Source organism: Alteromonas confluentis (assembly GCF_001757105.1).
Taxonomy (GTDB): Bacteria; Pseudomonadota; Gammaproteobacteria; order Enterobacterales; family Alteromonadaceae; genus Alteromonas; species Alteromonas confluentis.
The window spans coordinates 1-24,558 of record NZ_MDHN01000043.1 but is presented as its reverse complement, the minus strand read 5'-3'; the positions used below and the strand labels follow the sequence as shown (position 1 = coordinate 24,558).

The 24,558-nt window shown below is 46.6% G+C and carries 19 protein-coding genes and 1 rRNA gene; 13 read left to right on the top strand and 7 right to left on the bottom strand.

Annotated features, from left to right (window positions below; translation table 11 throughout):
- The first annotated feature begins 446 nt into the window (after window positions 1–446).
- The 8 genes from pspA (at window position 447) to BFC18_RS20405 (ending at window position 8,112) form a co-directional block, all read left to right on the top strand.
- Window positions 447–1,118, top strand: a complete 672-nt coding sequence (gene pspA, locus BFC18_RS20440) for a phage shock protein PspA (RefSeq protein WP_070127620.1) — start codon at window positions 447–449, stop codon at window positions 1,116–1,118.
- A gap of 63 nt (window positions 1,119–1,181) precedes the next feature.
- Entirely contained in the window at window positions 1,182–1,385 is a 204-nt protein-coding gene (locus BFC18_RS20435; protein ID WP_070127619.1) for a PspC domain-containing protein, read from the top strand.
- The gene (locus BFC18_RS20430; protein ID WP_070127618.1) at window positions 1,385–1,714 is read left to right on the top strand and encodes a hypothetical protein; all 330 of its coding nucleotides are present in this window, start codon (window positions 1,385–1,387) and stop codon (window positions 1,712–1,714) included. The genes BFC18_RS20435 and BFC18_RS20430 overlap by 1 nt, the downstream gene beginning before the upstream one ends.
- A 131-nt stretch (window positions 1,715–1,845) precedes the next feature.
- A complete protein-coding gene (locus BFC18_RS20425) occupies window positions 1,846–2,838 on the top strand; it encodes a DUF2333 family protein (RefSeq protein WP_070127671.1) in 993 nt (330 codons plus the stop codon).
- A gap of 3 nt (window positions 2,839–2,841) precedes the next feature.
- A complete protein-coding gene (locus BFC18_RS20420) occupies window positions 2,842–3,615 on the top strand; it encodes a TIGR04219 family outer membrane beta-barrel protein (RefSeq protein ID WP_070127617.1) in 774 nt (257 codons plus the stop codon).
- Between the two features lie 210 nt (window positions 3,616–3,825).
- Entirely contained in the window at window positions 3,826–5,655 is a 1,830-nt protein-coding gene (locus tag BFC18_RS20415; protein ID WP_070127616.1) for an assimilatory sulfite reductase (NADPH) flavoprotein subunit, read from the top strand.
- Complete coding sequence (cysI, locus tag BFC18_RS20410) at window positions 5,655–7,373, top strand: assimilatory sulfite reductase (NADPH) hemoprotein subunit (RefSeq protein ID WP_070127615.1); 1,719 nt, start codon at window positions 5,655–5,657, stop codon at window positions 7,371–7,373. The genes BFC18_RS20415 and cysI overlap by 1 nt, the downstream gene beginning before the upstream one ends.
- Window positions 7,366–8,112, top strand: coding sequence for a phosphoadenylyl-sulfate reductase (locus BFC18_RS20405; RefSeq protein WP_070127614.1), 747 nt, complete (start codon window positions 7,366–7,368; stop codon window positions 8,110–8,112). The genes cysI and BFC18_RS20405 overlap by 8 nt, the downstream gene beginning before the upstream one ends.
- Window positions 8,113–8,178: 66 nt before the next feature.
- On the opposite strand, the gene BFC18_RS20400 is transcribed toward BFC18_RS20405, so the two are convergent.
- Entirely contained in the window at window positions 8,179–9,087 is a 909-nt protein-coding gene (locus tag BFC18_RS20400) for a TIGR03899 family protein (RefSeq protein ID WP_070127613.1), read from the bottom strand.
- A gap of 131 nt (window positions 9,088–9,218) precedes the next feature.
- Here BFC18_RS20400 and BFC18_RS20395 point away from each other — a divergent pair, with 131 nt between their 5' ends.
- Both BFC18_RS20395 and BFC18_RS20390 read left to right on the top strand, forming a co-directional pair.
- Window positions 9,219–11,462, top strand: coding sequence for a bifunctional diguanylate cyclase/phosphodiesterase (locus tag BFC18_RS20395; RefSeq protein ID WP_070127612.1), 2,244 nt, complete (start codon window positions 9,219–9,221; stop codon window positions 11,460–11,462).
- A 362-nt stretch (window positions 11,463–11,824) separates the two neighbouring features.
- Window positions 11,825–12,136, top strand: coding sequence for a pyridine nucleotide transhydrogenase (locus BFC18_RS20390; protein WP_070127611.1), 312 nt, complete (start codon window positions 11,825–11,827; stop codon window positions 12,134–12,136).
- 67 nt (window positions 12,137–12,203) lie between these two features.
- Here the strand turns inward: BFC18_RS20390 and sthA are convergent, their stop codons facing one another.
- The 4 genes from sthA to BFC18_RS20370 form a co-directional block, all read right to left on the bottom strand.
- Window positions 12,204–13,628 carry a Si-specific NAD(P)(+) transhydrogenase gene (gene sthA, locus BFC18_RS20385; protein ID WP_070127610.1) on the bottom strand — a complete coding sequence of 475 codons (1,425 nt, stop codon included), beginning with the start codon at window positions 13,626–13,628 and terminating at the stop codon, window positions 12,204–12,206.
- A gap of 118 nt (window positions 13,629–13,746) precedes the next feature.
- The gene (locus tag BFC18_RS20380) at window positions 13,747–15,603 is read right to left on the bottom strand and encodes a sensor histidine kinase (RefSeq protein ID WP_070127609.1); all 1,857 of its coding nucleotides are present in this window, start codon (window positions 15,601–15,603) and stop codon (window positions 13,747–13,749) included.
- Entirely contained in the window at window positions 15,604–17,853 is a 2,250-nt protein-coding gene (locus BFC18_RS20375) for an EAL domain-containing protein (protein ID WP_070127608.1), read from the bottom strand.
- Between the two features lie 160 nt (window positions 17,854–18,013).
- Window positions 18,014–19,141 (bottom strand): acyl-CoA desaturase, encoded by a 1,128-nt coding sequence (locus BFC18_RS20370; protein ID WP_070127607.1) that lies wholly within the window; start codon window positions 19,139–19,141, stop codon window positions 18,014–18,016.
- Window positions 19,142–19,380: 239 nt separating this feature from the next.
- On the opposite strand from BFC18_RS20370, the gene fabR reads away from it, so the two are divergent.
- On the top strand, window positions 19,381–19,998 hold the full coding sequence (fabR, locus tag BFC18_RS20365) for an HTH-type transcriptional repressor FabR (RefSeq protein ID WP_070127606.1): 618 nt from the start codon (window positions 19,381–19,383) through the stop codon (window positions 19,996–19,998).
- Here fabR and trmA read toward each other — a convergent pair.
- Window positions 19,995–21,098 (bottom strand): tRNA (uridine(54)-C5)-methyltransferase TrmA, encoded by a 1,104-nt coding sequence (gene trmA / locus BFC18_RS20360; protein WP_070127605.1) that lies wholly within the window; start codon window positions 21,096–21,098, stop codon window positions 19,995–19,997. The genes fabR and trmA overlap by 4 nt on opposite strands.
- Before the next feature lie 140 nt (window positions 21,099–21,238).
- On the opposite strand from trmA, the gene BFC18_RS20355 reads away from it, so the two are divergent.
- Entirely contained in the window at window positions 21,239–22,660 is a 1,422-nt protein-coding gene (locus BFC18_RS20355) for a DUF5610 domain-containing protein (RefSeq protein ID WP_070127604.1), read from the top strand.
- Between the two features lie 67 nt (window positions 22,661–22,727).
- Here the strand turns inward: BFC18_RS20355 and BFC18_RS20350 are convergent, their stop codons facing one another.
- Window positions 22,728–23,204, bottom strand: coding sequence for an RNA recognition motif domain-containing protein (locus tag BFC18_RS20350; protein WP_070127603.1), 477 nt, complete (start codon window positions 23,202–23,204; stop codon window positions 22,728–22,730).
- Between the two features lie 515 nt (window positions 23,205–23,719).
- On the opposite strand from BFC18_RS20350, the gene BFC18_RS20345 reads away from it, so the two are divergent.
- Window positions 23,720–24,558: ribosomal RNA gene (locus tag BFC18_RS20345) — 16S ribosomal RNA — on the top strand; the annotation flags it as partial.

The window sequence follows — 24,558 nt, the reverse complement described above, 5'->3', positions numbered from 1 at the left end:
AAACAGCATCAACCTAGTGCAAAAGAACGACCATGCAGGCAATCATAATTGATTGCCTGTTTTTTTATCTGCACAGTTCTGTCATCCGCTCCATGACATCAGTACAAACCGAACACCATCCTCAACCCTTTAGTATTACCGTTTCCTAAGTTTTCCCTATTCATCCTATTCTGTCTTTTAACCATGCTTCGGCTCAGCTTATTGCAAAGTCACTTAATGCCGTGTCAGTTAATACCATGCCTGTTAATACCTTAGTGTTCGTCAGATTGGCTAATTTCCAGTGGTTAATTTAACCAAATTATTCAGTACTCAGTTTTGATAACACGTTTAAAAATAAAGTGATAAGTGAAAAAGTCAATTAATACAGTGGGTTAAATATTTGGCACAGCGATTGTAATAGTCTCTCTGTAATCGAACAAACATGAAACAGGTAAAGGAGAAAGACAATGGGAATGTTCTCACGCATGTCAGACATCATTCAATCAAACATCAACGCGATGCTGGATAAAGCGGAAGATCCGGAAAAAGTGATTCGCCTAATCATTCAGGAAATGGAAGAAACCATGGTGGAGATGCGTTCAGTGGCGGCGAAATATATTGCCGAGCAGAAGTATCTCGATCGTCAGGCTGCCACGCTGCAAAAAGACATCGACAACTGGATGGCGAAAGCGGAACTGGCCATGGATAAAGGCAAGGACGATTTAGCGCGCGCCGCTCTGGTACAGAAAAATAGTTATGTAGAAAAACTGGACGTTATCGAAAGTCAGAAAACGCAGGTGAGCGACATGCTCACGTCGGTGCAAGAAGATACGCAACGTCTACACGCGAAACTGGCTGAGGCCCGTCAGAAACAGAAAAGTTTGGTGGCGCGAAAAGACAACGCCAGTGTTCGCCTTAAAGCGCGCGGCGTAACGCACAGTACGCAGGTAGAAAACGCCATGGCGCGAATGGATAGCTATGAGCAGCGTATTGAGCATCTGGAAGCGCAAGTTGATGCCTATGATGTGGTAGGTAGTTCATCATCGGCTACATCGTTGGAAGACGAGTTCAAGGCGCTGGAAACCAACGACGTCATTGAAGAAGAACTGGCGGCACTGAAGAAAAAACGCGCCGCCTAATTTCTTACTAAAACCATTTATACGCGCCCTCGCAGGGCGCATCGTTATCGCCAGGAGAAGACAATGAAATTACCAGAAACTGATAAGCGCATTTACCGCGACATTAATAACGGCATGATCAGCGGTGTATGTGCAGGGCTTGCAAATTATCTGTCTGTTGATGCTGTTTGGGTTCGTGCTGCTGCGGTTGCTGGACTCTTCATTCTTAGTGTACCCGTGTTGATGGCCTATATCGCCGCCACATTTCTGTTACCACGGTGGTCATAATGAAAAATGCATTTTTAGCTATCATCATCGCCATATTGCTGACTTATGCCTTTGGTAATCTGTTCAGCGATTGGTGGGGTATTCATTTAATGATGGGAGATGAAATGTTGTCACCCTTTGAGAATTTTGCTGCAGCTTCGGCGGTTGGCGTTGTATTTGTAATTATCGGCGTTATTGTTGCCTTTAGTCTTTTTGGCGCCCTTGCCATCGCCGCTGTTGCTGGTGTCGCTGCGTTATTGGTTGCCGGTGTCGCAACGTTCTGGCCATTTCTGCTAGTAGCTCTTGCTGTGTGGTTAGTGTTGCGAACGAAACGTCCACAAACGGCGTGATCTGCAAAACTTACGCAAATCATGGCGAAAAATTATGGCTGGAATGCTAAAGTGCAGTCATAAGGTAATTAAAAGTGGGTGATGAGTAACATCACCCACTTTGTTATTGAGAAGGAATCTATACATTGAGCATTAAACAATACCTGAACACCCGAACCATTATTGGTACTGTTGTTGTTCTGTTTTTAATATTCTGGTTAATAGGCGTGTACTGGAGTGTTGAACCTGACACGTTTGATGTTAGACAAGCCGTGGCTGAACAAGCACCAAGTCCTTCACAAACTGAAATTCCTGGCTATACCATGACAACCACAATGATTGTGGTGACAGAAACATTGCTCGATAAGCCGGGCGGTTATATCTCTAATGATGTTATGCCACCAGGGTTGTTCCTCGATAATATGCCCGCTTGGGAATACGGCGCGCTGGAAATGATCAGAGATTTGTCGCTCTCAATGCGCAAAGATTTTAGCCGCTCTCAATCACAGTCTATAGAAAACCCACATCTCACTAAAGCGCAGCCTGAATTCAACGTAAATAGTCGCAGCTGGGCTTTGCCTTCGGCAGAGTCTTCCTATCGCAATGGGATTAAGTCACTGGATAAATACCGCGCTGAACTGGGCGATATGGCCGCTGGTGACAGTCAGTTTTATACCCGTGCCGACAATCTTAGAGAGTGGCTTAAACAAGTAGAAAAGCGTTTAGGTTCATACTCTCAGCGCTTAAGTGCAAGCGTTGGGTCATCCAAAATGAACACCGATTTGGCCGGTGACAAGAATGCCCGACAGTCTACACCGGCAGTGTCAGAACGGGTTGTACAGACGAGCTGGTGGAAACTGGATGATAACTTTTACGAAGCCCGCGGCGCGACCTGGGCGTTGCTGCATTTCTTAAAAGCGGCAGAAATCGAATTTGCCGATACACTTGAAGATAAGAATGCACTGGTAAGCCTGCGTCAGATCATTCGTGAACTGGAAGCGACACAGCAAACTGTGTGGAGCCCAATGATTCTTAACGGCAATGGATTTGGCATGATGGCTAATCATTCTCTGGTCATGGCAAATTATATTTCTCGCGCTAATGCAGCGCTTATTGAACTGACTGAACTTCTCAATCAAGGATAATTCATGAAAAAATGCATAGTAGCTGTAGCACTCGCAACGGCTTTTACTGCATCACCGGTAATGGCGGACACCGTTGCTGGATTGTATCTGGGTGGTCAAGGCTGGTATACAAGCCCGTCAGGTGGTTTTGCTGATGACGGTACGTTTTCCGATGGCAGCGCAATGGCAGATTTCAACTTCGATAGCAACGCGAACTCTTCGTTTTACGCAGCCGTTGAACATCCGCTCCCTTTTGTACCGAATATTAAGCTGAGCTATACTACCCTCGATAGCGATGGCAATACGTCACTTACATCGACATTCACCTTCGATGGTGATGTCTATACAGTGGGTAACGACATTTACACGCAAGTAGAAATGTCTACCACAGACATCATTCTTTACTATGAATTGTTCGACAACGATTTGGTGAGCTTCGATGTTGGCGTTAACGCGAAGTACGTTGACGGTACGCTTTACGTTGCCGACACAGACTCGCAAACGCAAGGTGAGCAGGCGTTTTCCGGTATCATTCCCATGGCCTATTCTCGTGTGGCGGTAGGCTTACCGTTTACCGGTCTTGGCGCGTATGCGGAAGGCAGTTATCTGTCTTTCGATGATCACACATTAAGCGACTATCAAATTGCACTGACTTATTCATTTATTGAAAGCTTAGCGGTGGATATGACGATTCAGGCAGGCTACCGCAATGTGTCTGTCGATATTGATGATCTCGATGGCGTATACGCCGATATGGAGTTCGATGGTGCGTTTGCAGGTGTAGAAATTCATTTCTGATGATTAAAATGCCGCTGATGTTTTTTGCATCAGCGGTAAATCTTCAAATCTATAAGAGCCGTAAGTATCGCTTACGGCTCTTTTTATATTCCAGAGAGCGTAAATTTCACAGTTTTAGAAACTTTAGAGCATAAAAAAGTGTTATTTATTCTTTTCTCTTCTCAATAAAAATCGATACCTTTGACGGCATATTAAAAAGGTTAATTAACTATGTCAGTGAATTCTAATCAGAACGGAGCACCCGGTGCGGTGCTCAATGAGCAACAGTGGAATGCGATTACGCAGGCCATTGCAGGCTTAAACCGCGATCAGCTTACCTGGGTAAGTGGTTATGTTGCTGGTATGGCAGCAGCGCAGGGCGGAGCGGTTGCTCCCGCAGCCGCGGCGCCGGTAGCAGCTGCACCGGCGAATACACCAACGCTTACTATTTTGGTAGGTTCGCAAACCGGCAACGCCATGGGCGTGGCAAAAGGTTTCCAGGCGCAGGCTGAAGCTGCGGGTTACACCAGTAAGCTAGTCAGTATGGCCGACTATAAGCCGCGTAGTATTAAAGGCGAGACGCACGTTGCGGTATTCGTGAGTACGCATGGTGAAGGTGATGCGCCTGATGATGCAATTGAATTCCATGAATTCCTTGGCGGCAAGAAAGCACCTAAATTGGATGGCTTGAAGTTCGCGGTACTGGGTCTTGGTGACAGCAGCTACGAGTTCTTCTGCCAAACCGGTAAAGACTTCGATGAGCGTTTAGGTAAGCTTGGCGGAAAGGCCATCGTGCCTCGCCTTGATTGCGACGTCGATTACGAAGACGCTGCCAAAGCCTGGGGCGAGCAATTGGTTGCGGCCCTGAAAGACGATTTTGCGTCTGCCGGTACTCATGACGTGGTGACTGTTCAGTCTGGCGTTGCTGCACCATCTGGCGCAGAACAGATGTACACCAAAAAGTCACCGTTTAAAGCCACGTTGATTGAATCGCAGAAAATCACTGGCCGAGATTCGGTAAAAGATATCCGTCACATCGAAATCAGCCTGGAAGATTCAGGCATTCAGTATCGTGCCGGTGATGCTCTGGGTATCTGGTTTAAGAATTCTGCCGAACTGGTTGCTGAATTCCTGGAACTCACAGGTTTGTCTGGCTCTGAAGAAGTGAAAGTGGGCGATACCACCGTTTCATTATCTGAAGCGCTGACCAGTAAACTGGAGTTAACACTAAGCTATCCAACGTTTGTAAAAGCGTATCAGGAAGCAACAGGCTCAGAAGGTCTGGCTGCGCTGATGGAAGATAAAGCGCAACTGCGTACTTATCTGTCCGAACGCCAGCTTATCGACATCGTGCGTGAACACCCGGCGAAAATCGATGCTCAGGCATTTGCTGATGCGTTCCGCCCGTTAACGCCGCGTCTTTACTCTATTGCCTCCAGTCAGGATGAAGTAGAAGAAGAAGTGCATCTGACCGTGGCACACGTTGACTACGAAGCCTTTGGTAAACGTCACCAGGGTGGCGCATCTAGCTTCCTTTGTGAACGATTAGAGGAAGGCGCCGAAGTTGAAGTGTATATCGAGAAGAATGATCACTTCCGTCTGCCTGAAAATACCGATACGCCTGTGATCATGGTGGGACCGGGTACGGGTATCGCGCCATTCCGTGCATTCATGCAGGAACGAGATGCCCAGGGCGCAGAAGGTAAAAACTGGCTGTTCTTCGGCAACCCTAACTTCACTCAGGATTTCCTCTATCAGGTTGAGTGGCAGGGCTACGTGAAATCTGGTCTGGTTGACAAGATCACGCTGGCATTCTCCCGCGATCAGAAAGAAAAAATTTATGTTCAGCATCGTTTAACTGAAAACGGTAAAGAAGTGTGGGAGTGGCTTGAAGCCGGTGCTCACTTCTATGTGTGTGGTGATGCAACACACATGGCAAAAGATGTTGAAGCTGCACTGGTTTCCATCATCCAGGAGCACGGTGGCAAGTCTGAAGAAGACGCCAAAGCCTACATTGTTGCCCTGCGCAAAGCCAAACGTTATCAGAAGGATGTCTATTAATGAGTAACGAAAAATCGCCATTTATCGTTGAAGGCAAACTGGCTGACAACGAGCGCCTGAAACGCGAAAGTAATAACCTGCGCGGTACTATCGAGCAAGATCTGAAAGACGATTTAACCGGTGGTTTCACAGCAGATAACTTCCAGCTGATCCGTTTCCACGGTATGTATCAGCAGGATGACCGCGATATTCGTGCAGAACGTGGTAAGCAAAAGCTTGAACCACTGCACAATGTGATGCTGCGTGCCCGTCTTCCGGGCGGTGTGATGACCCCTGAGCAATGGCTGGTTATCGACAAGTTTGCTGAAGAGCACACCATGTACGGCAGTATCCGCTTAACAACGCGTCAAACGTTCCAGTTCCACGGTGTGCTTAAGCCACACATTAAACTGATGCACCAGACGCTGAATAAAACCGGTATCGATTCTATCGCCACTGCCGGTGACGTAAACCGTAACGTGTTGTGTACCAGTAACCCGATTCAGTCTCAGTTGCATGCTGAAGCTTACGAATGGGCGAAGAAAATTTCTGAGCATCTGCTGCCGAAAACCCGTGCTTATGCCGAAATCTGGCTGGACGGCGAAAAAGTAGAAACCACCGAGAAGCCGGTTGAGCCGATCTTAGGTGATAACTATCTGCCACGTAAGTTTAAAACTACCGTGGTCATTCCGCCGCAGAATGATGTTGACTTACACGCTAACGATCTGAACTTCGTTGCCATTGCTGAAGACGGCAAGTTGGTAGGCTTTAACGTGCTGGTGGGCGGTGGTCTAGCTATGACCCACGGTGATAAATCTACGTATCCGCGTAAAGCGACTGACTTTGGTTTTATCCCGCTGGAAAATACGCTGGATGTTGCCGCTGCTGTTGTCACCACACAGCGTGACTGGGGTAACCGGGTTAATCGTAAAAATGCGAAAACCAAATACACCCTTGAGCGTGTAGGTGCTGATAACTTCAAAGCCGAAGTAGAAAAACGTGCTGGTGTGAGCTTTGCTGAATCACGTCCATACGAATTTACTACCCGTGGCGACAGCTTCGGCTGGGTTGAAGGTATCGATGGTAACTACCACCTGACACTGTTCATCGAGAACGGTCGTATTCTGGACTTCCCGGGTCGTCCGCTGAAGACAGGTTGTGCTGAAATCGCCAAGATCCACAAAGGTGATTTCCGATTAACCGCCAACCAGAACCTGATCATCGCGGGCGTACCTGCTGATCAGAAAGCGGCGATTGAAAAAATTGCCCGTGATCACAAACTGATCGAAGACGATACATCGAATCAGAAACTCGATTCCATGGCCTGCGTATCACTGCCAACGTGTCCGCTGGCAATGGCAGAAGCAGAGCGTTATCTACCAGAAGCGGTAGGCCGTATGGAAGGGTTACTGGCATCTCACGGCGTAGCCGACGACAGCATTATTTTCCGTATCACCGGCTGTCCGAATGGATGTGGTCGCGCCATGCTGGCTGAAATTGGCCTGGTAGGTAAAGGCCCGGGTAAATACAACCTGCACCTTGGCGGTAATCGTGAAGGTACCCGCATTCCTAAGATGTATCAGGAAAATATCAGTGAAGACGAAATCTTTTCTGAACTCGATACCTTAATTGGCCGTTGGGCAAAAGAACGCGAAAGCGGTGAAGCGTTCGGTGACTTCGTCATTCGCGCGGGCGTCATTGCCCCTGTGGTTGACTCAGCAAGAGACTTCTATGAGTGATATCCTGACCGACACCACATCGAAGCTGACGCTGGACACCAGCGCAGCAGAGATTGCAGACATTAACGCAGAGCTGGAGGGCATGGACGCGGCTGGCCGTATTGCCTGGGCACTGAAAATGCTGCCCGGTAAACCCATGATGTCCTCTAGCTTCGGCGCGCAGTCTGCCGTTATGCTGAAACTTCTGGTGTCAGCTAAGCCGGATATTCCGGTAGTGCTGACCGATACCGGTTATCTGTTTCCGGAAACCTACAAGTTTATTGATGAACTAACGGAAAGACTCAACCTTAACCTGAAAGTGTACCAGTCAGAGATGTCTGCGGCCTGGCAGGAAGCACGGTTTGGTCGACTTTGGGAACAGGGTGTTGAAGGGATTGAGAAATACAACCGCATGAATAAGGTTGAGCCCATGCAACGGGCGCTGAAAGATCTGGAAGTGGGCACTTGGTTTGCGGGTTTACGCCGCAGCCAGTCTGACACCCGCGAAAGATTGCCGGTGCTGCAAAAGGTAGGAAAACAATTTAAGGTTTATCCAATCATCGATTGGTCTAACAAAGACTTGCACTACTACCTGAAAGAGCATGAGTTGCCGTATCACCCGCTTTGGGACGAAGGCTACGTGTCGATTGGTGACTGGCATACTACCCAGTCATTACAAGAAGGCATGAGCGAACAAGATACGCGCTTCTTTGGCCTGAAACGTGAGTGTGGATTGCACGAATTTGGTGACGGTATTTAACCTTCTCTAAGCGAATAAAAAAGCGACCTTTCTACGGTCGCTTTTTTATTGCCTTTCATTTATTGGCTATTCGATAGTAAAAGGGCCACTAAAGCGCTCTTTCAATGCATTTACATACGCCGCTGCGCTCTGTCTGGAGATGAGTCGAGCGAGTTCAGCCCCTGTACTGGTGAACTTATAATACACCAATGCTAATCCTTGGCGGTTTGGCACAAGATGAAACGTTTCTTGGCCACATCGCCATTTAATGCTCTGGCCTTGTTCTAATTCACCACTTTCAATTTCACTGGCAAAAATCAATTTCATATCGGTAAGGGCCAGTAAGTCAGGATAACTCACACCATAACTGGCCAAATTCAGCGATTCGGGCTGTCGCTGGCCGAGAAACGCCCAGAATCCGGGTTTCTGATGGTAACCGGTGAGAATACGGGGTTCACTGTCGCCTTGTCGAACGCAAGACAGCGAAGCTGCTCTTGAGAATATGGCAGCATCTCGTTGAGTAAGGGCCTTCAGCGTTTCCAAACTTCGCAGGGAGAATGAACCCGGCTTACTCACTTCCACCGCGAATATTTTGCCCCATAAGGTCTGCATTGCGGGTGAGTAAATATTTTCAGCGAGTTGCGAGAAGGCGTAGAACCAGTCTGGGTCCACCATTTCTTCGCTTGTCTCGGTGAGGCTGACCCCCATTGCCGCTTCCATTACGGCTTGCAGATTACGGATTTTTGCTAATGCCTGAATGTCGTTTCTACGTTTAATTGCTCGCTGCCGGGTGTCTTCATCCGGCATGATCATCGAGGGGCTAATCCCAACTCTGGCGAACAGCGACTGGATGCGCTGAACATTGTCTGTTGCAGAACGCGAAGCAGAGCTGCTGCGTTTCACATTCTCTGATGCGCTGCTCTGTGGCGCTTGTTTTAGCGTCGCTGTACTTAAGGGAACAGCGGCGGAGGAATTACCCGAATCAGTGACTTTCATAGCTAAGAATTAGGTTAAGACGAATATTAACTTTACGCTTCACATTCTTACTAAGCAAATCGCCCATAAACTTGCAAATATGCAACTACCGAGTAGGCTTAAGTTAGGTGGTAAAAAAAGATGGATAATGAATGTCATCGGCAAGTTACGACAATGATGAACTGGTTTTTTTAGATGAGGGAGCGCATCCAGAGCTCGAGCCTCAAATTCATAAGGAATGGAATGTTCTGATCGTCGATGACGACGAAGAAATTCATACGGTAACCAAGCTTGCACTTGCCGACTTGATCATTAGCGAACGGAAGTTGCACTTCATGCATGCCTACTCAGGTGAGCAGGCCAAGCAAATCCTCAAAGAAAATGGCCGCGATATTGCGATTATTCTGCTTGATGTGGTTATGGAATCTGACGATGCCGGTTTCCTCGTGGTGCAATACATGCGAGAGGAGCTAGGCCTGTCTGAACCAAGAATTATTCTGCGTACCGGGCAGCCGGGCTATGCCCCTGAAGAATTTGTCATTCGCAATTACGACATTAACGATTACAAAACTAAAACGGAGTTAACGCGCAGCAAATTACTGACTACCGTTTATGCCTCGCTGCGTTCATATCAACAAATTCTCACCATTAACCAAAGTCGGTTAGGTTTACAGAAAATCGTTGCGTCTGCGGCGAACTTGCTTGAAGAGCATTCGGTTAAAGGGTTTTGTGAAGGTGTAGTCACGCAAATTAGTTCGCTTCTTGGTTTAGATGCAGAAGGGTTGGTTTGCGCAAGAGCCGGGTCCGTTCTCGATAGAGATGATAATGGTGTGTATATTCTGGGTGCCGCAGGCGACTATGCATCCTATATCAATGAGCCAGTTGACGTAATTTCCGATCCGCTTATTGTCGAAAACATCAGCCGTTGCCTGCGCTTAAAGCGCCACATTATTGAAGACGGAAACTCAATACTCTATTTAAGCAGTTCTGGGTTTGAAGCCGCTGTGTTTATGAGTATGAGCAAAGAGCTCACAGCGGTAGATCGCCAATTACTTGAGGTCTTTCTATCCAGTATTTCGGTGGGCTATGAAAACGTAAACCTGTTTCATGAACTCCGCAATGCTGCTTTCCGAGATTGGCTAACCCGTTTGCCCAATCGCAATGAATTTATCAACCTGTTAGATCGCCCCTCTATCCTTGGGGCCGCCGATTTGTGTGTGGCATTTATCGATATTAACCACTTCTCCGATATCAATGATGGTTTGGGTCAGGAAGCGGGTAACCAGTTACTCAAAGCCATCGCTGAACGTCTGGAAGCAAGTTTTGATGAGCGAGTTATTAAGAGCCGTATTGGCGGCGATGTCTTCGGATTAATTGGTTCTGATACGCAGGTTTCGCCTCAGACAATAAATGCGGTGTTCGCAGAAAGCTTCGTCGCCGGAGACAACGTGCTACCGGTAAATATCACCATTGGTATGTATCGCTCGGGTCCGCAGAAATGTGCGGGTATTGAAATTCTAAAACGTACCAACATAGCGCTTAATCGGGCTAAGAAGAGCACGTCAGACAATTACGAATATTACCAATTAGAGTTTGAGCGAAATACTACCCGTCAATTAGCTATGATCAGAAAATTGCGTAGCGACTTTCAGGCTCGATTACTGGAGTTGTGGTTTCAGCCACAGGTCGATTTAGTGAGCGAAGAGGTTATCGGTGTGGAAGGTTTACTTCGCTGGCCTGACGGGCAGGGCGGATATGTTTCTCCGGCTGAGTTTGTTCCCTTGGCAGAATATTCCGGTCTCATCGTCGATATTGGCTACTGGGTGTTAGAAGAAGCCTGTAGGCGTATTAACTCGCTAACAGAGTTGGGTTTTGACAAGGTACGCATGGCGATCAATGTATCTATTCCGCAGTTCCGTGATCGTCATTTTGTTGATCAAATCAAAGCAACGTTGACTAAGTACGGTTGTGCGCCGCATCGCCTTGAGCTTGAAATTACTGAGAGTGTGGTAATGGATGAGCCGCAGATTGTCATTGACGCGCTTACCGAACTGAAAGCTTATGGTGTTGCCACAGCCATTGACGATTTTGGAACCGGCTTTTCTTCCATGAGTTATCTGCAGAAGCTGCCCTTAGATAGGCTAAAAGTAGATCGTTCATTTGTTATGGATCTTAAGCCCAAAGAAAACGCAGTGATCGCTGAAACAATCGTAACGCTAGGAAACAAACTCGGTTTAATTACAATAGCCGAAGGCGTAGAGAAGCGTGAGCAGGCCAGCTTCATGATAAAACTGGGCTGTGATGAAGCGCAGGGTTACCTGTTTGCCCGGCCTATGCCGTTCGACGATTTACACCAGTATTTGCTTAGTAAACAAGCTGAAAACGCGTCGCACTAAACAGGTATGGTGCTTAATTCAACAGTATGCGTATTTATACTTTAGTGGCGGGATAATTTGGTATTTTTAAGACCGGATCGCTAATCTGCTCAAGATTTCAATGTAGGATTAACGCAATAGACGCTTGTTTTTAGGAAATTGGCAGTGTTATAAATGTGTAAATTATAACGCTTTTTCCTAACTCTAACTGGCTGTTAAGGTACCGTAAGCGCACGATTGTCAGGCTTCTTATCGATTTTCTAGCTTATGTGACACTTTGTCATATTCCTGTAATATTCGCGTGATCCAAATTTGACGAATTTACGTTTTTACAGTATGCTGAATCATAACAGTAGTATCCACTGTAACACAGGAGTAATCACATGCGTAAATCACTTATTGGCCTGTCGCTTTTAATGTCGTTTGGCGTTGCGCATGCGGAGTCTGGTAACAGCCAGCTTTTCGAATGTATGGATGCGAAATCTTTCGAAATGAATAACCAATGTATGTCTGATAAAATCAGCAACAACATTCGTTACCGCGATGCACAACAACAAGTAACAGAGCAGGCGAGCGAAAACTTTGGCGACTATGCTATTGCAACAATGACTTTCGATGCTGAAAAAATGCAAATCGATATCGTTGCGCACAGAGACGCACTGCAGGCAAAAAACAATCTTGCGATGAATCAGTAAGATTTATCCAGATAAAAGAAAACCGGCTCAATAAAGCCGGTTTTTTTGTGCCTGATTAAAGCTGAGATCAGAAAATACGATTCAGACCGTTAAGGGCTGCTACCCGGTATGCTTCCGCCATGGTAGGGTAGTTAAAGGTAGTATTAACGAAATAGTCCAGCGTATTGCCACCATTCTTCTGCTGCATAATGGCCTGGCCAATGTGTACAATTTCTGAGGCACGTTCACCAAAGCAGTGAATACCCAACAGTTCCTTGGTTTCGCGATGGAACAAAATCTTCAAACTACCAACCGTTGTCGATGCAATCTGCGCTCTGGCCAGATGTTTGAACTGCGCGCGTCCCACTTCGTACGGCACTTTCATTGCGGTTAGCTCTTGTTCAGTTTTGCCTACAGAACTGATTTCTGGAATGGTATAAATGCCGGTAGGGATATCTTCAACCAACCCGGAGTTTGCTTTGCCAGAAAGCATCGCTTCCGCTGCAGAACGTCCTTGGTTGTATGCCGCAGATGCCAGGCTGGGATACCCGATAACATCACCTACCGCGAATACGTTCTCAATGTCAGTGCGGTAATTCTCGTCTACCCGTAACTGACCGCGAGAGTCGGCTTTAAGGCCAATCGCGTCGAGGTTAAGCATATCGGTATTACCTGTTCGACCGTTAGCGAACAACAGGCAATCCGCTTTCATGCGCTTGCCTGATTCAAGTTCCATCACGACACAGTCGTCATGGCCCACTACCGACTTGTAGGTCTCAGTGTGTCGAATCACAACACCGTTGTTCCAAAGGTGGTAGCTCAGTGCGTCAGAGATCTCGGCGTCGAGAAACGATAGCAATCGATCGCGCATGTTGACCAGGTCGACTTTTACGCCCATACCGCGGAAGATACTGGCGTACTCAGAACCGATTACACCGGCACCATAAATGATGATGTTCTGTGGCTCATGTTTGAGTGACAAAATGGTATCGGAGTTATAAATGCGCGGATGATCGAAATCGATGTCTTTCGGTGTGTAAGGGCGAGAACCCGTTGCGATAACAATCTGATGTGCAGTAATCGTGTCTTTCGACCCGTCTGGGCGAATGATTTGCAAAGTGTGGGCGTCAACAAAACTGGCTTCACCGTGGATCAAGCTAACCCGGTTTCTGTCATAAAACGACGTACGTAATCGAGACTGCTTTTTCACCACACCACTTGCGTGTTTCATGATGTCCTGAAAGGTGACATGGCGAGCAACCTGATTTTCAGAAAATAATGAGGTTGTATTATATTCAATTAAACGGCTAACCGAGTGACGCAATGCTTTGGATGGAATGGTTCCCCAGTGCGTACAACCACCGCCAACGGCTTCATATCGCTCGATTACCGCGACTTTTTTGCCTGCTTTGGCCAGTTGCATCGCCACACCTTCGCCGCCAGGGCCCGTGCCTATTACGATTGCATCAAACTGATAACTGGGGTCTGCCGCTTTGGCTGCTTTTTTAGTCATAATTTATTGTGCTCACTGTGTCTGGATCCCGATGAATTCCGGAAGGTACGTTGCTGGTACGGTTGGAGTCTTACAAAGTCTAGCAACATTTTGATACGAAAGACAAAGTTTCAGCGCATCAATCCTGGTTATCGGGCACCTCGTGTTGTGGTGCGGAAGTAACTGGAAACGTCATCACAAATTCGGTGCCTTCATTCTGCTTTGTTGTGAACACAATACGACCATCAAGCACGCTCACCCACTGATGTACGAGGTGCATGCCTAGGCCGGTGTTACCATCATTTCTTGCGGTGGTTACGAAGGGGTCAAACAGATGGTCTTGTACCTCTTCAGCAATACCGCTGCCGTTGTCCTTTACTCTAATTTCAATGCTGTCTTCTTTATTAATGGCACTTACCACGACTTCCCCTCTCGGCATATCGGAAAAGGCGTGATGAATTGCATTGGTAATCAGGTTCTGCAGAATTTGAGAGAACAAGCCTGGGAAACTATTTAGCTGAATGTCCCCGGGAATGTTGTGGGTGATGGATACTCGACGGCTACTCGCTTGCGATTCCAGCGTTCGAATCAGATCAGTAATCACCTGCATGAGGTTAAATCTAACGGGCGATTCACTGCCCCGGTCTACGGCTAAACGTTTGAACCGTTTTATCAGGTCTGTAATGCGCTCCAGGTTATGCCGCGATATCGTGAGGGATTCTTTTGTCGCTGACAGGTAATTATCTAACTCCGAGCGGGTAAGCCCGGACGAAATTTGCTGCTCTAGCCGCTCAAGTTTATTTTCCAATGTGCTGATACACATTGTTGTGCCGCCCACAGGCGTACTTAACTCATGGGCGACGCCCGCAACCAGCATGCCCAGAGATGCCATCTTCTCAGATTCTACCAGCTCGTCTCTTAATTGGGTTTGACGCTCAAGGGCAGTCTTTAATTCTGTTTTTTCTGCCAGAAGCTGCTTGTTTAATACGTTTACGTGCTCCTGATGACGAATATCTCGCAGAATAAATAATGCGACTAACGCAAATGTACCCAAAAATGTGAGTATGGCTGGCAGCAACGCATCTTTCATCAGCAGGGTATAGTATTGTCCCGGCGTACGGGCAAGGATATACAGCTCTTCACTGCTGAACGTGTGTTTCATGCGAATGGGTAATAACGCGGCGCTAAAGATGGCATCATTTTCACCTCGTTGCAGTGACAGTACATGGTACTCAGCCAATCTTTCATAGAGTTCCGGTTGCGCTACTTTGAGGCTTGCTGGCTCGCTGTTTTTACTTGATGACCATTCAAGGCTACTGTCAGGGTTAATGAGCCACTGCGTTTCACCGGCAGCGATGAGTAGCTGGCTTTGTGGCTCTTCAAAATTACGCAAACGTTGGAACAGCTCGGTCATGTCGAAGTTAAAGACCAGAAAACCTTCTCCCAACGGATGTCTCGGGAAAGTATGTAGGCTAACCCGAATAGTAGGCTGGTAAGGTAAGGTAAGTCGGCCATTTTCGATGTTCAAGTCGATAGAGGACAAACTGATACCGCCGGGCGACGTTTCTTTTGCCTGAATAAAATAATAACGGGATGATTTATCTTGCAGTTCGTTCTCCGGCACTATCTGGCCGCCATTCTCAGTAAAGTTAACTCGTATGGTTTCTTTCCCGGTTAAATCTATCCATCGTATTTGCGAAACATTGCTTAAAACACTGCCTATGCGCAGAAAAATTTCTGCCCTCGAATCGTCATCACTGTCATTATCGATAGCTTCCATAAGGTGTTCATTGGCAAGCCGAATGATGTTTGTGATGTCGCCCATTTCCTGACTAATCGCGGTGTTAACCGACGAAATCATTGCCGTGTGATCGGCTGACAACTGCTCCATAGATTCACTATGAAACCATTGATAAACAATGTAGCCAGTTGATAGAGACAGAAATAAATTGGCAACGTAAAAAAGACTGGCTCTCCGCCAAAGAGAACGATTCATTTAACCTGCCTTTTTCAGCCAATCAATTAATGCTGGCAGCGGCAGTGGTTTGCTGAAGAGAAAGCCCTGTCCTGTTTCATAGCCTTTATTAATTAGTGCGTCTCGTTGAGTCTCGGTCTCAATCCCTTCTGCAATGATCTTGAAATGACACTGGCGCGACAAACGATAAACCATATCCAGGATATGCGTATTCGAATTACTTTCGCCCAACATCAGGGTATCAACGAAGCTCTTGTCAACTTTCAACGTCGATGCAGAAAGCGTGCTTAAGTGAGCAAGTGATGAGTAGCCTGTTCCGAAATCATCAATGCTTATGGTGATTCCCATATTAATCAAAGTTTCCAGTATAGGGTTTATGCCCTCATAATCAGCCATCGCCTGCGTTTCGGTAATTTCTATTTCTATCTGCTCAGGCTTTACCTGGTGTCTTTTTAGAAGTTGTTCCAAGTGAGGAATAAAAGAGGGAGACATCACATCCGCATGGGTAACATTAAATGCTACCGCAAAGTGGTTGCCCAACTCGGCAAGTTCTCTTGCTGCACTTACTGCTAATTCCATCACCAAGCTGTCGAGTTTGGTGATAAGACCAGAGGCTTCTGCAAGGGGGATGAATGCACCTGGAGGCAACACTTCGCCTTCTCGGAATTGCCAGCGTAGAAGTGCTTCAACCCCCACAGGGCGGCCGTCGTGTAAGTTTACTTTAGGTTGAAACTCGAGGAAGAATGCGGAGCCATCATCCAGTGCGTCTGAAAGAGACTTGAGCAATGTATGACGAGCGTTTATATCGTCAATATGTGCTTTCGTAATGGCATAAACGGCGCCCAATTTAAGCCGTGGGCTGTTGTGCACAAGCTGGGCGGTTTTAATCGATTTTTTCAGATCCAGCGCATCGAGATCCTGAACGCCAACATGGCTGATGTTATTTGATATACGCTGCACAACTCCATCTATGACAACCGTCTGAGAGGCCAATCTGTCCAGATTACTTTCCTGGGTCAGGCGATCTGTTCGATAGAGGATCGCAAAACGTCCATCCTCCAGATAACATATCGTCATGGCTTTTTGGCAAGTGGCTTTAATTTTTTCCAACACCGTAGACACAATCAATGAACTGAAATTGGTTCCGAGCGTGATTTCAGTGGTAGAAAAATCAAGGATACTTAAGAAAACCAGAGAGGTTGACGATCTGTCATAAGTAGACATGCTGCTAATTTCGCGCTCCAACCAGTGTTTATTGGGTACACCAAGCGCTTCATCATAATAGGCCAGCATAGAAAGTTTGTTCATGAGCGCCAGGTTAACGAATCCATTGCTGATGTTTTCACTGAAAACCATAAGCAGCGTGATATGGCTGGGCTCAAGAGGTTTAGGTGACTTTACAACGATAAGATACTGGTTGTTGTCTACGTCTGCTGTATCGAAATAAAGAATCGACCAGTTTTCGAAAAATTGATGCTCATGATGGGCTAACGCTTCATTAATAGCCTCGATGAGCCCTGTTTGTTCACTGTATTGTTGCTCTTCTAGCAAGTTTGCCAGTAACGGCGAATTTGACTGCGAGAACTCCCCAGACGTTGCAACCACCTCACATTGCTCAAGGGATGCCATCGACGGCCTACTGGCGCACACCATGCCACCCGTGTCGGGAATGCCTATTACTCGCGACACTTCTTTTAATACCGTGTAGGTGAAATCGCTGACATCCTGCTTCGATGTGAGCGCGCGGGATGCGTCGACAATCATCTGCAAACCACGTTTTGCAATAAAAAGCTCAGTCAGATTCGACCAGGTTTTGATATTGCTTGAAACGATTCCGCGAAGTTTCTCTTCGGTTAAATCAACTTTATTCCAGTACTCATCAATATCATATTCTTTCAGCGTGTCCTGACGTGGCGCCATACCGGGTTGACCGGTCAATAGAATAATTCTTACCCGGGAGTTTCCCAATATAGTGCGAATGGTGTTAACCAGAAAAAGGCCCGCATTGTCCTGCTCCATCACGACATCGAGCAGTATTACCGCGATACCATCGTTCTCGGCAAGCACAGAGGAAGCCTGCGTTGCTGAGTTGGCAGTGAGAAATCGAATGGGGCGACCTCGCACGGTTAATCCGTTGAGACCTAACTTCAAAGATTGCTGATAACCAGGGTCATCTTCAACGCTGAGTACAAGCCATTCCGCTGATTGGCTAGACGTGTTTGATGTGTCTTCTGCTTCAGGTGTGAAGGTAAAGAGTTGTTCTTCGGTCATGCATAATCCGTACAAATATCTTAATTGCCTGGACTCTTAATTCCGCTATTAAATGCAGAAAACCGCAAGAGTGACTCATTACCTAATTGTTGCTTATATTATTGATTTTGCAACAGTCAGAAGATAAAAACGCCGCAAGAAGCGGCGTTTTAAGTTAAAGCTATGCAAGTTGTGGCGCAAGTGTCTGTAACTGGAGCCACTTTTCTTTCTGAAGCGCTAAGGCATGCTTCAGTTCTTTATAATGAAAGTCGATCTCAAGGCGCTCAACGCTGCGTTTTAAACACCGTTTACGAACATTCATAAGGCGTTTTTTCGCCGCGTAGTAGGCAGACATTTTTTGCACTAGTAAGTCGTATTCCGCCTGCACTTTTTGTAGCAGTTCATCTGCATCAGGTAACGCGGAAAGTCGCTGGCTGGCTTCCTGCAATTGCATTGCTGCCCGGGCCTTTTCAATTCGCTCTTCAGGCACGCGGCGCAAGTTAGTAGTTAGCCCTACAAAAGATAAGCCGCGAATAAGCCATTTTGTTGGATCAAACTGCCACCAATAAATGCCGTTTCTGTAGTCGTATTCAAAGATATGGTGATAGTTGTGGTAGCCCTCACCAAATGTGAAGAAGGCCAAAATGCCGTTATCACGGGCGGTGTTTTTATCGGTGTATGGCTGATTACCCCAAAAATGGGCCAGAGAATTTATAAAGAAAGTGACATGGTGCACCATGAACAAACGGAATACACCGGCGAACAAAATCATGCTCAGCACGTCACCGTTTATCCAGCCTAATAGTCCGGTTATGCCAAAGTTTGCAACCAAGACAATCGGCAAATAGTATTTGTGCTGCCACATCACCACTGGATCTTTTTGTAAATCCCGGCAATTGCTGTAGTCGTCATAGCGATGCTTTTGGTATTCCCGGAGCATCCAACCCATGTGAGCAAACCACAATCCTTTTCTGGCAGAGTAGGGGTCTTTATCGTTGTCATCGACATGACGGTGGTGCACACGGTGATCAGACGACCAGTGCAGAATACTGTTTTGTAGTGCCATCGCACCACCAATGGCCAGAATGATTCTTACCGAAATATGGGCATCGTAAGTTTTATGTGACCACAGGCGGTGGTATCCCGCAGTAATCGACATCCCTGTAAAATAAAAAAGTACAATAGCCGTAACGATTTCAACAGTGTCGAATCCCATGGTGACCGCCCACAGAGGCACCGCCAGTAGAGCGATCGCGCCGGTGACTACGAAAACAAGAATATTGGTGAGGATAATAGGTGGTTTCTTCATCTTAACAACTCGGCTTACAACTGTACGCTAATTTAGCTTTTTCCCATACCACAGGCAAGGGAAAACCAATATTTTAAGCATTAAGTATAGTGCACAATGCATGAGTTGCTGCTTTTGTAAGGCAAGGATCGGCGGTCTATTTGTTTTTACTTGGAATATTTTTAATCAGCATTTCTCGCTGCCAGGCTGATTCGGTTACACTACCCATGGAAAGTTGCACGCGCATAAAGGAGTTGACGTTGAATCGTCAGGAGCAAAAGCTAAAAACCCGCCAGAGCATTATCGATGCGGCATTCGGATTGCTGGATGAACAGCGCAGCCTGTCGGCCATCAGTCTGCGGGAAGTTTCCCGGGCAGCTGGTATCGCGCCCACCTCTTTCTATCGTCATTTTAAAGACATGGATGAGTTAGGACTTACTCTCGTCGATGAAGCCGGTTTAGCACTGCGGCAACTTATGCGTCAGGCCCGTCGCAGAATCGCGTCTGGAGGCGGGGTTATCGATACTTCCGTCGATACCTTTATGGAATTTATTACCGGCAATACCAACGTGTTTCGTTTGCTTTTGCGTGAACATACCGGTACTTCAACGGCATACCGCATGGCCGTATTACGTGAGATCCAGCATTTTATCGAGGAACTTTCTGACTACATTGTAGAAAGTCAGAACGTAGAGCATCACCTTGCGAGTTTGCAGGCAGAAGCCATGGTACGGTTGGTTTTCAGCGCTGGTGCAGAAGCCCTCGAAGTGGATGTCGCTTTGCGTCAGGAAATTGGAAACAGGGTAAAAGCGCAATTAAGATTTGTGCAACTTGGAGCGAAGGTGTTTCGCCCCAGAGGTGAAAGAAGTAAAGCCTAGACCGGCTTTTTAACCAGTTTTACGCCAGCTTCAATGTGGTGGGTAAAAGGGAATTGGTCAAACAGGGCGGTCGCAACCAGTTCGTGGGTTTGCGTCAGCATTTTCAAATTCTCCGCCAGTGTTTCAGGGTTGCATGAAATGTAAATAATTTCAGGGTAGTCCTGAATCATCTTCAATGAATCTTCATCTAAGCCTGCGCGTGGTGGGTCTACCAGTACCGTAGTGAAGTTATAAGCTTGTAAGTCGATACCGTTGAGGCGCGAAAATGTTCTCCCCGTCTTCAAAGCTTCGGTAAATTCTTCTGCCGACAAGCGCACAATATCCACATTCTCGATTTCGTTCACATCAATATTAAATTGCGCTGCATTAACCGATGGCTTAGCGATTTCGGTGCCAATCACTCGTCTGAACTTACTGGCCATGGGCAAGGAGAAATTACCAGCACCGCAGTACATTTCCAGTAAATCACCGTCACTGCTTCCACATTGCGACATTGCCCACTCGATCATCTTGCAATTAACTTCAGCGTTAGGTTGAGTGAAGCTATTCTCTATGTGTTTGAACTGATAAGTGCGCGCATTTACCGGTAACTCTTCGATAATAAAATCATTACCTAGAATCTTCTTCTGTTTTCTGGCTCGGCCAATAATATTTACAGTGCCAAAGCGCTTAGATAATAACGAGCGGAGGTTTTCAGCGGCAGCTTCCCATTCTTCGTCTAATTGACGGTGGTATAAAAGGCTGAGCACCAGTTCTCCAGATAACCCAGTGAGGTAATCAATTTGGAACAACTTCTTTCTAAGAGTCTTCGACGGACGCAGCTGACTGATCAGTATGTCCATTGCCTCATTAATGGTTTGCGATGCTGGAGCAAAACTATCAACCCGATACTTCTCCTTTGTTTCACTGTTAAACATGATGTGAAAAAGGTCGTCGCCTTCGTGCCATACCCGGAATTCAGCACGCATGCGGTAGCCTGTTTCTTTTGAAGGGATTACAACCAACTCATGGTTGCCGAACTCATTCAAAAGATGACCTAATCTGGCTTTCTTTTCTTCAAGCTGTGTCAGGTATTCGTGGCTGTGCATAATCGTACTCATTGGTTAATACTTCATTTGTTTCCGGGCTGCGCATTGTAGTGTCTCTGCAATATAGTGCAATCACTGTTCTGAGATCGTATTAAAATTAAACAAATTCGAAAAGCTGCCGATAAAGAATTGAGGTTAGTGAGGACATTATTATGAACGTGGGTGAAATTAAGGCATTTGTTAGTGACAAGACGCCACCTGTAAAAGAGCAGAAACCAACCGTTTCTGAATCAACAGGCGTTGAAGATCCGAATAAAGCTATTCAAAAGCAGTTACAGCAAGAAGGACTCCGTCAAGCTGCAGAATTTCAGCAGCGCAATACGGCGATGGTGAGTGTGAGCAGCTCGCAAACCACCATTGGTCTCAAAGTCTATAGTTCGTCAATGGAGCAGGAAGTTTCTGTTGATGGTCAACGTGGAAAATTTGCCAGAAAAAGCGATGACAAGGGCGAGCAAAAGCAAGCATCGTTATTTGATTTTGAAGAAGTGGCAAAAAACGTTATGAAATTTGTGGGTGGCGTTATTCAAGGCGCAGCCAGGGGCGGTGCTGATGATGACAAGCTTAACAGTCTGTTTTCACAGGCTCGGGAAGGCGTTGCTCGCGGAATAGCGATGGCTGAGCGTGATCTTGGTGGAATGCTAAATGACGAGATCGCGACTGGCATCGGACGCAGCCGGGATCTAATTTCTAATCGAATTGATGAGTTAGAGTCTAACTTACTGGGGCAAACTCAAGACCCAGCACAGTTATCAGCGCTCGAGTCATCAATGGAGATGAGAAGTTCGAATTCTGAATCAGCGAGTTTAATGATACGCACCCGGGACGGTGATGAAGTAACGCTAAGCTTTGAAAGTTTGCGGCAGTTTCAGTACCAGAACCAGCAAAGTTACAGTGCGACAGTCATGCCTGGAATAGGGGATAGCGATGAGCAATCTATTTCGTTGGCTGCCGAAAAAACGGAATCCTATGCGTATTTTGACCGGCAGGGGATCAGTTTCTCACTTAAAGGTGAACTTGATGACGGTGAGTTAACGGCGATTGCAGATTTGGTAGGATCGGTAAATGATCTGGCTGATACCTTTTTTGGCGGTGACATTGATAAGGCTTTTGAGAAAGCGCTAGAGCTTGGCTTCGATGATCAGGAACTGACCGGCTATGCGTTACAACTTAATAGAGTTCAGCAAACAGAAGTCGTTAAGACTTATGGTGCGATACAGCATTACAGGGAAAATGACACCGGGGCTGCACATGGAGACGAAGCCCGTCCGGTTGCTCAGTATTTGGATAAAATGCTTAACGTGTTTGAATCAGCAACACAGCAACTGGCATCAGGTGAGGACTTTAATGAATTGATTAGCGGTCTCATTAATGAAATGAAGGAAGTGCAGGTTCCTGATTTGCTGTCTGCGATTAACCGTTTTCATACGTTTAACCAGCGCGTGTTAGAAGCGATGCCGAATGAACGTGAACGAATCCAACCGGATGATCGTCAAACCATTCAGCCAGCAGAACCACTGAAATCAGGTGGTCGGGAAACAATTCAACCGGTAGAGCCGGATACCAAGAGTAAGTAATAAAAAGAAAGGCACTCATTGAGTGCCTTTCTTGTTTAATACAGATTAAGCTAAAAATCGGAGACAGTTATTCAGTCTCACCCTTTTCTCTGGCAGCACGTACTTTTAACGTACGATCCAAAAACACCTTATCATTGAGTTCGATAATTGCCTGGTCGACATCCTGGGTAATGACTTCAATAAAACCATAGCCTTTACGTTTACCCGTTCGACGATCTTTCATTAAGCGAACACTCTGGACCTCAATAAAACCTTTGAAATAATCCTTAACTGCATCTTCGTTCGCTTTATATGGCAAGTTACCAACATATAAAGTGGCCGTTTCTTCGGATGTCTTAGTTTCAACATCAGAGCTAGCCGAAGCTGAAGTCGAAGACTTACTTAGAAACGATGCAAGCCAAGGTGTAACGATACCGCTGATTAATAGAGAAGCTGCAACTGTCACGGGTAAACTCGCTTCCAGAGAACCGGAAGAGAAAACAATATACCCAGCAATTGCAAATACCGCGCTAATAATTGCGCATTGAATAAAGCCTACTTTCATAAACCTACCTTTAATTATTTTAGTGAAACTCGTGGAGGCTGCTTACAGTTTACTCATTTGTAACAATTTGGACAATGGTCTGTTGAAATAGTAGACGAAAGACCAATGAAAATCAGACTTTTGTTGGAAAACTAGGCGTTTGAATGCGAGTTTCGAGAAAAACCGATAAAAAGTTAAAAAAGGGGTTGACGAAAAACCTCTGGAGCGTAGAATGCGCCCCACTTCGACGGGGAACGTCAAACGGACCACGAAGAAGTCGTTATAGGAAGTTATCTTAACCTCAAATGACGGTTTTCAACGAAAACAACTTGTGAAATAAACTTTCAAAAAGATGTTGACACTGAAAACGAAGCGCGTAAAATGCGCGTCCCGCTTCGGGGTAAAGCTTCGAAGCAGCTAAGCAAAGCTTTTAATAAGCACTTAGCATTGTTCTTTAAAAATGTATAACAAGACAATCTGTGTGGGCACTCGTTAAGAGTGTCAACCGACGATTCATAAAAGTTTTTCGATATATTTAATTGAAGAGTTTGATCATGGCTCAGATTGAACGCTGGCGGCAGGCCTAACACATGCAAGTCGAACGGTAGCAGGATGTGCTTGCACATCGCTGACGAGTGGCGGACGGGTGAGTAATGCTTGGGAACTTGCCTTTGCGAGGGGGATAACAGTTGGAAACGACTGCTAATACCGCATAATGTCTACGGACCAAACGGGGCTTCGGCTCCGGCGCAAAGAGAGGCCCAAGTGAGATTAGCTAGTTGGTGAGGTAAAGGCTCACCAAGGCGACGATCTCTAGCTGTTCTGAGAGGAAGATCAGCCACACTGGGACTGAGACACGGCCCAGACTCCTACGGGAGGCAGCAGTGGGGAATATTGCACAATGGGGGAAACCCTGATGCAGCCATGCCGCGTGTGTGAAGAAGGCCTTCGGGTTGTAAAGCACTTTCAGTTGTGAGGAAAGGTTGGTAGTTAATACCTGCCAGCTGTGACGTTAACAACAGAAGAAGCACCGGCTAACTCCGTGCCAGCAGCCGCGGTAATACGGAGGGTGCGAGCGTTAATCGGAATTACTGGGCGTAAAGCGCACGCAGGCGGTTTGTTAAGCTAGATGTGAAAGCCCCGGGCTCAACCTGGGATGGTCATTTAGAACTGGCAGACTAGAGTCTTGGAGAGGGGAGTGGAATTCCAGGTGTAGCGGTGAAATGCGTAGATATCTGGAGGAACATCAGTGGCGAAGGCGACTCCCTGGCCAAAGACTGACGCTCATGTGCGAAAGTGTGGGTAGCGAACAGGATTAGATACCCTGGTAGTCCACACCGTAAACGCTGTCTACTAGCTGTGCGTGAATTTAATT

Bases quoted from the DNA above. Each gene is read 5' to 3' on its own strand.
- BFC18_RS20355 (WP_070127604.1), top strand. From the start codon at position 21,239: ATGAACGTGGGTGAAATTAAGGCATTTGTTAGTGACAAGACGCCACCT.
- BFC18_RS20395 (WP_070127612.1), top strand. From the start codon at position 9,219: ATGTCATCGGCAAGTTACGACAATGATGAACTGGTTTTTTTAGATGAG.
- BFC18_RS20370 (WP_070127607.1), bottom strand. From the start codon at position 19,141: ATGAAGAAACCACCTATTATCCTCACCAATATTCTTGTTTTCGTAGTC.
- pspA (WP_070127620.1), top strand. From the start codon at position 447: ATGGGAATGTTCTCACGCATGTCAGACATCATTCAATCAAACATCAAC.
- BFC18_RS20375 (WP_070127608.1), bottom strand. From the start codon at position 17,853: ATGACCGAAGAACAACTCTTTACCTTCACACCTGAAGCAGAAGACACA.
- trmA (WP_070127605.1), bottom strand. From the start codon at position 21,098: ATGAGTACGATTATGCACAGCCACGAATACCTGACACAGCTTGAAGAA.
- BFC18_RS20430 (WP_070127618.1), top strand. From the start codon at position 1,385: ATGAAAAATGCATTTTTAGCTATCATCATCGCCATATTGCTGACTTAT.
- BFC18_RS20420 (WP_070127617.1), top strand. From the start codon at position 2,842: ATGAAAAAATGCATAGTAGCTGTAGCACTCGCAACGGCTTTTACTGCA.
- BFC18_RS20415 (WP_070127616.1), top strand. From the start codon at position 3,826: ATGTCAGTGAATTCTAATCAGAACGGAGCACCCGGTGCGGTGCTCAAT.
- BFC18_RS20435 (WP_070127619.1), top strand. From the start codon at position 1,182: ATGAAATTACCAGAAACTGATAAGCGCATTTACCGCGACATTAATAAC.
- sthA (WP_070127610.1), bottom strand. From the start codon at position 13,628: ATGACTAAAAAAGCAGCCAAAGCGGCAGACCCCAGTTATCAGTTTGAT.
- BFC18_RS20380 (WP_070127609.1), bottom strand. From the start codon at position 15,603: ATGAATCGTTCTCTTTGGCGGAGAGCCAGTCTTTTTTACGTTGCCAAT.
- cysI (WP_070127615.1), top strand. From the start codon at position 5,655: ATGAGTAACGAAAAATCGCCATTTATCGTTGAAGGCAAACTGGCTGAC.
- BFC18_RS20350 (WP_070127603.1), bottom strand. From the start codon at position 23,204: ATGAAAGTAGGCTTTATTCAATGCGCAATTATTAGCGCGGTATTTGCA.
- BFC18_RS20390 (WP_070127611.1), top strand. From the start codon at position 11,825: ATGCGTAAATCACTTATTGGCCTGTCGCTTTTAATGTCGTTTGGCGTT.
- BFC18_RS20405 (WP_070127614.1), top strand. From the start codon at position 7,366: ATGAGTGATATCCTGACCGACACCACATCGAAGCTGACGCTGGACACC.
- BFC18_RS20400 (WP_070127613.1), bottom strand. From the start codon at position 9,087: ATGAAAGTCACTGATTCGGGTAATTCCTCCGCCGCTGTTCCCTTAAGT.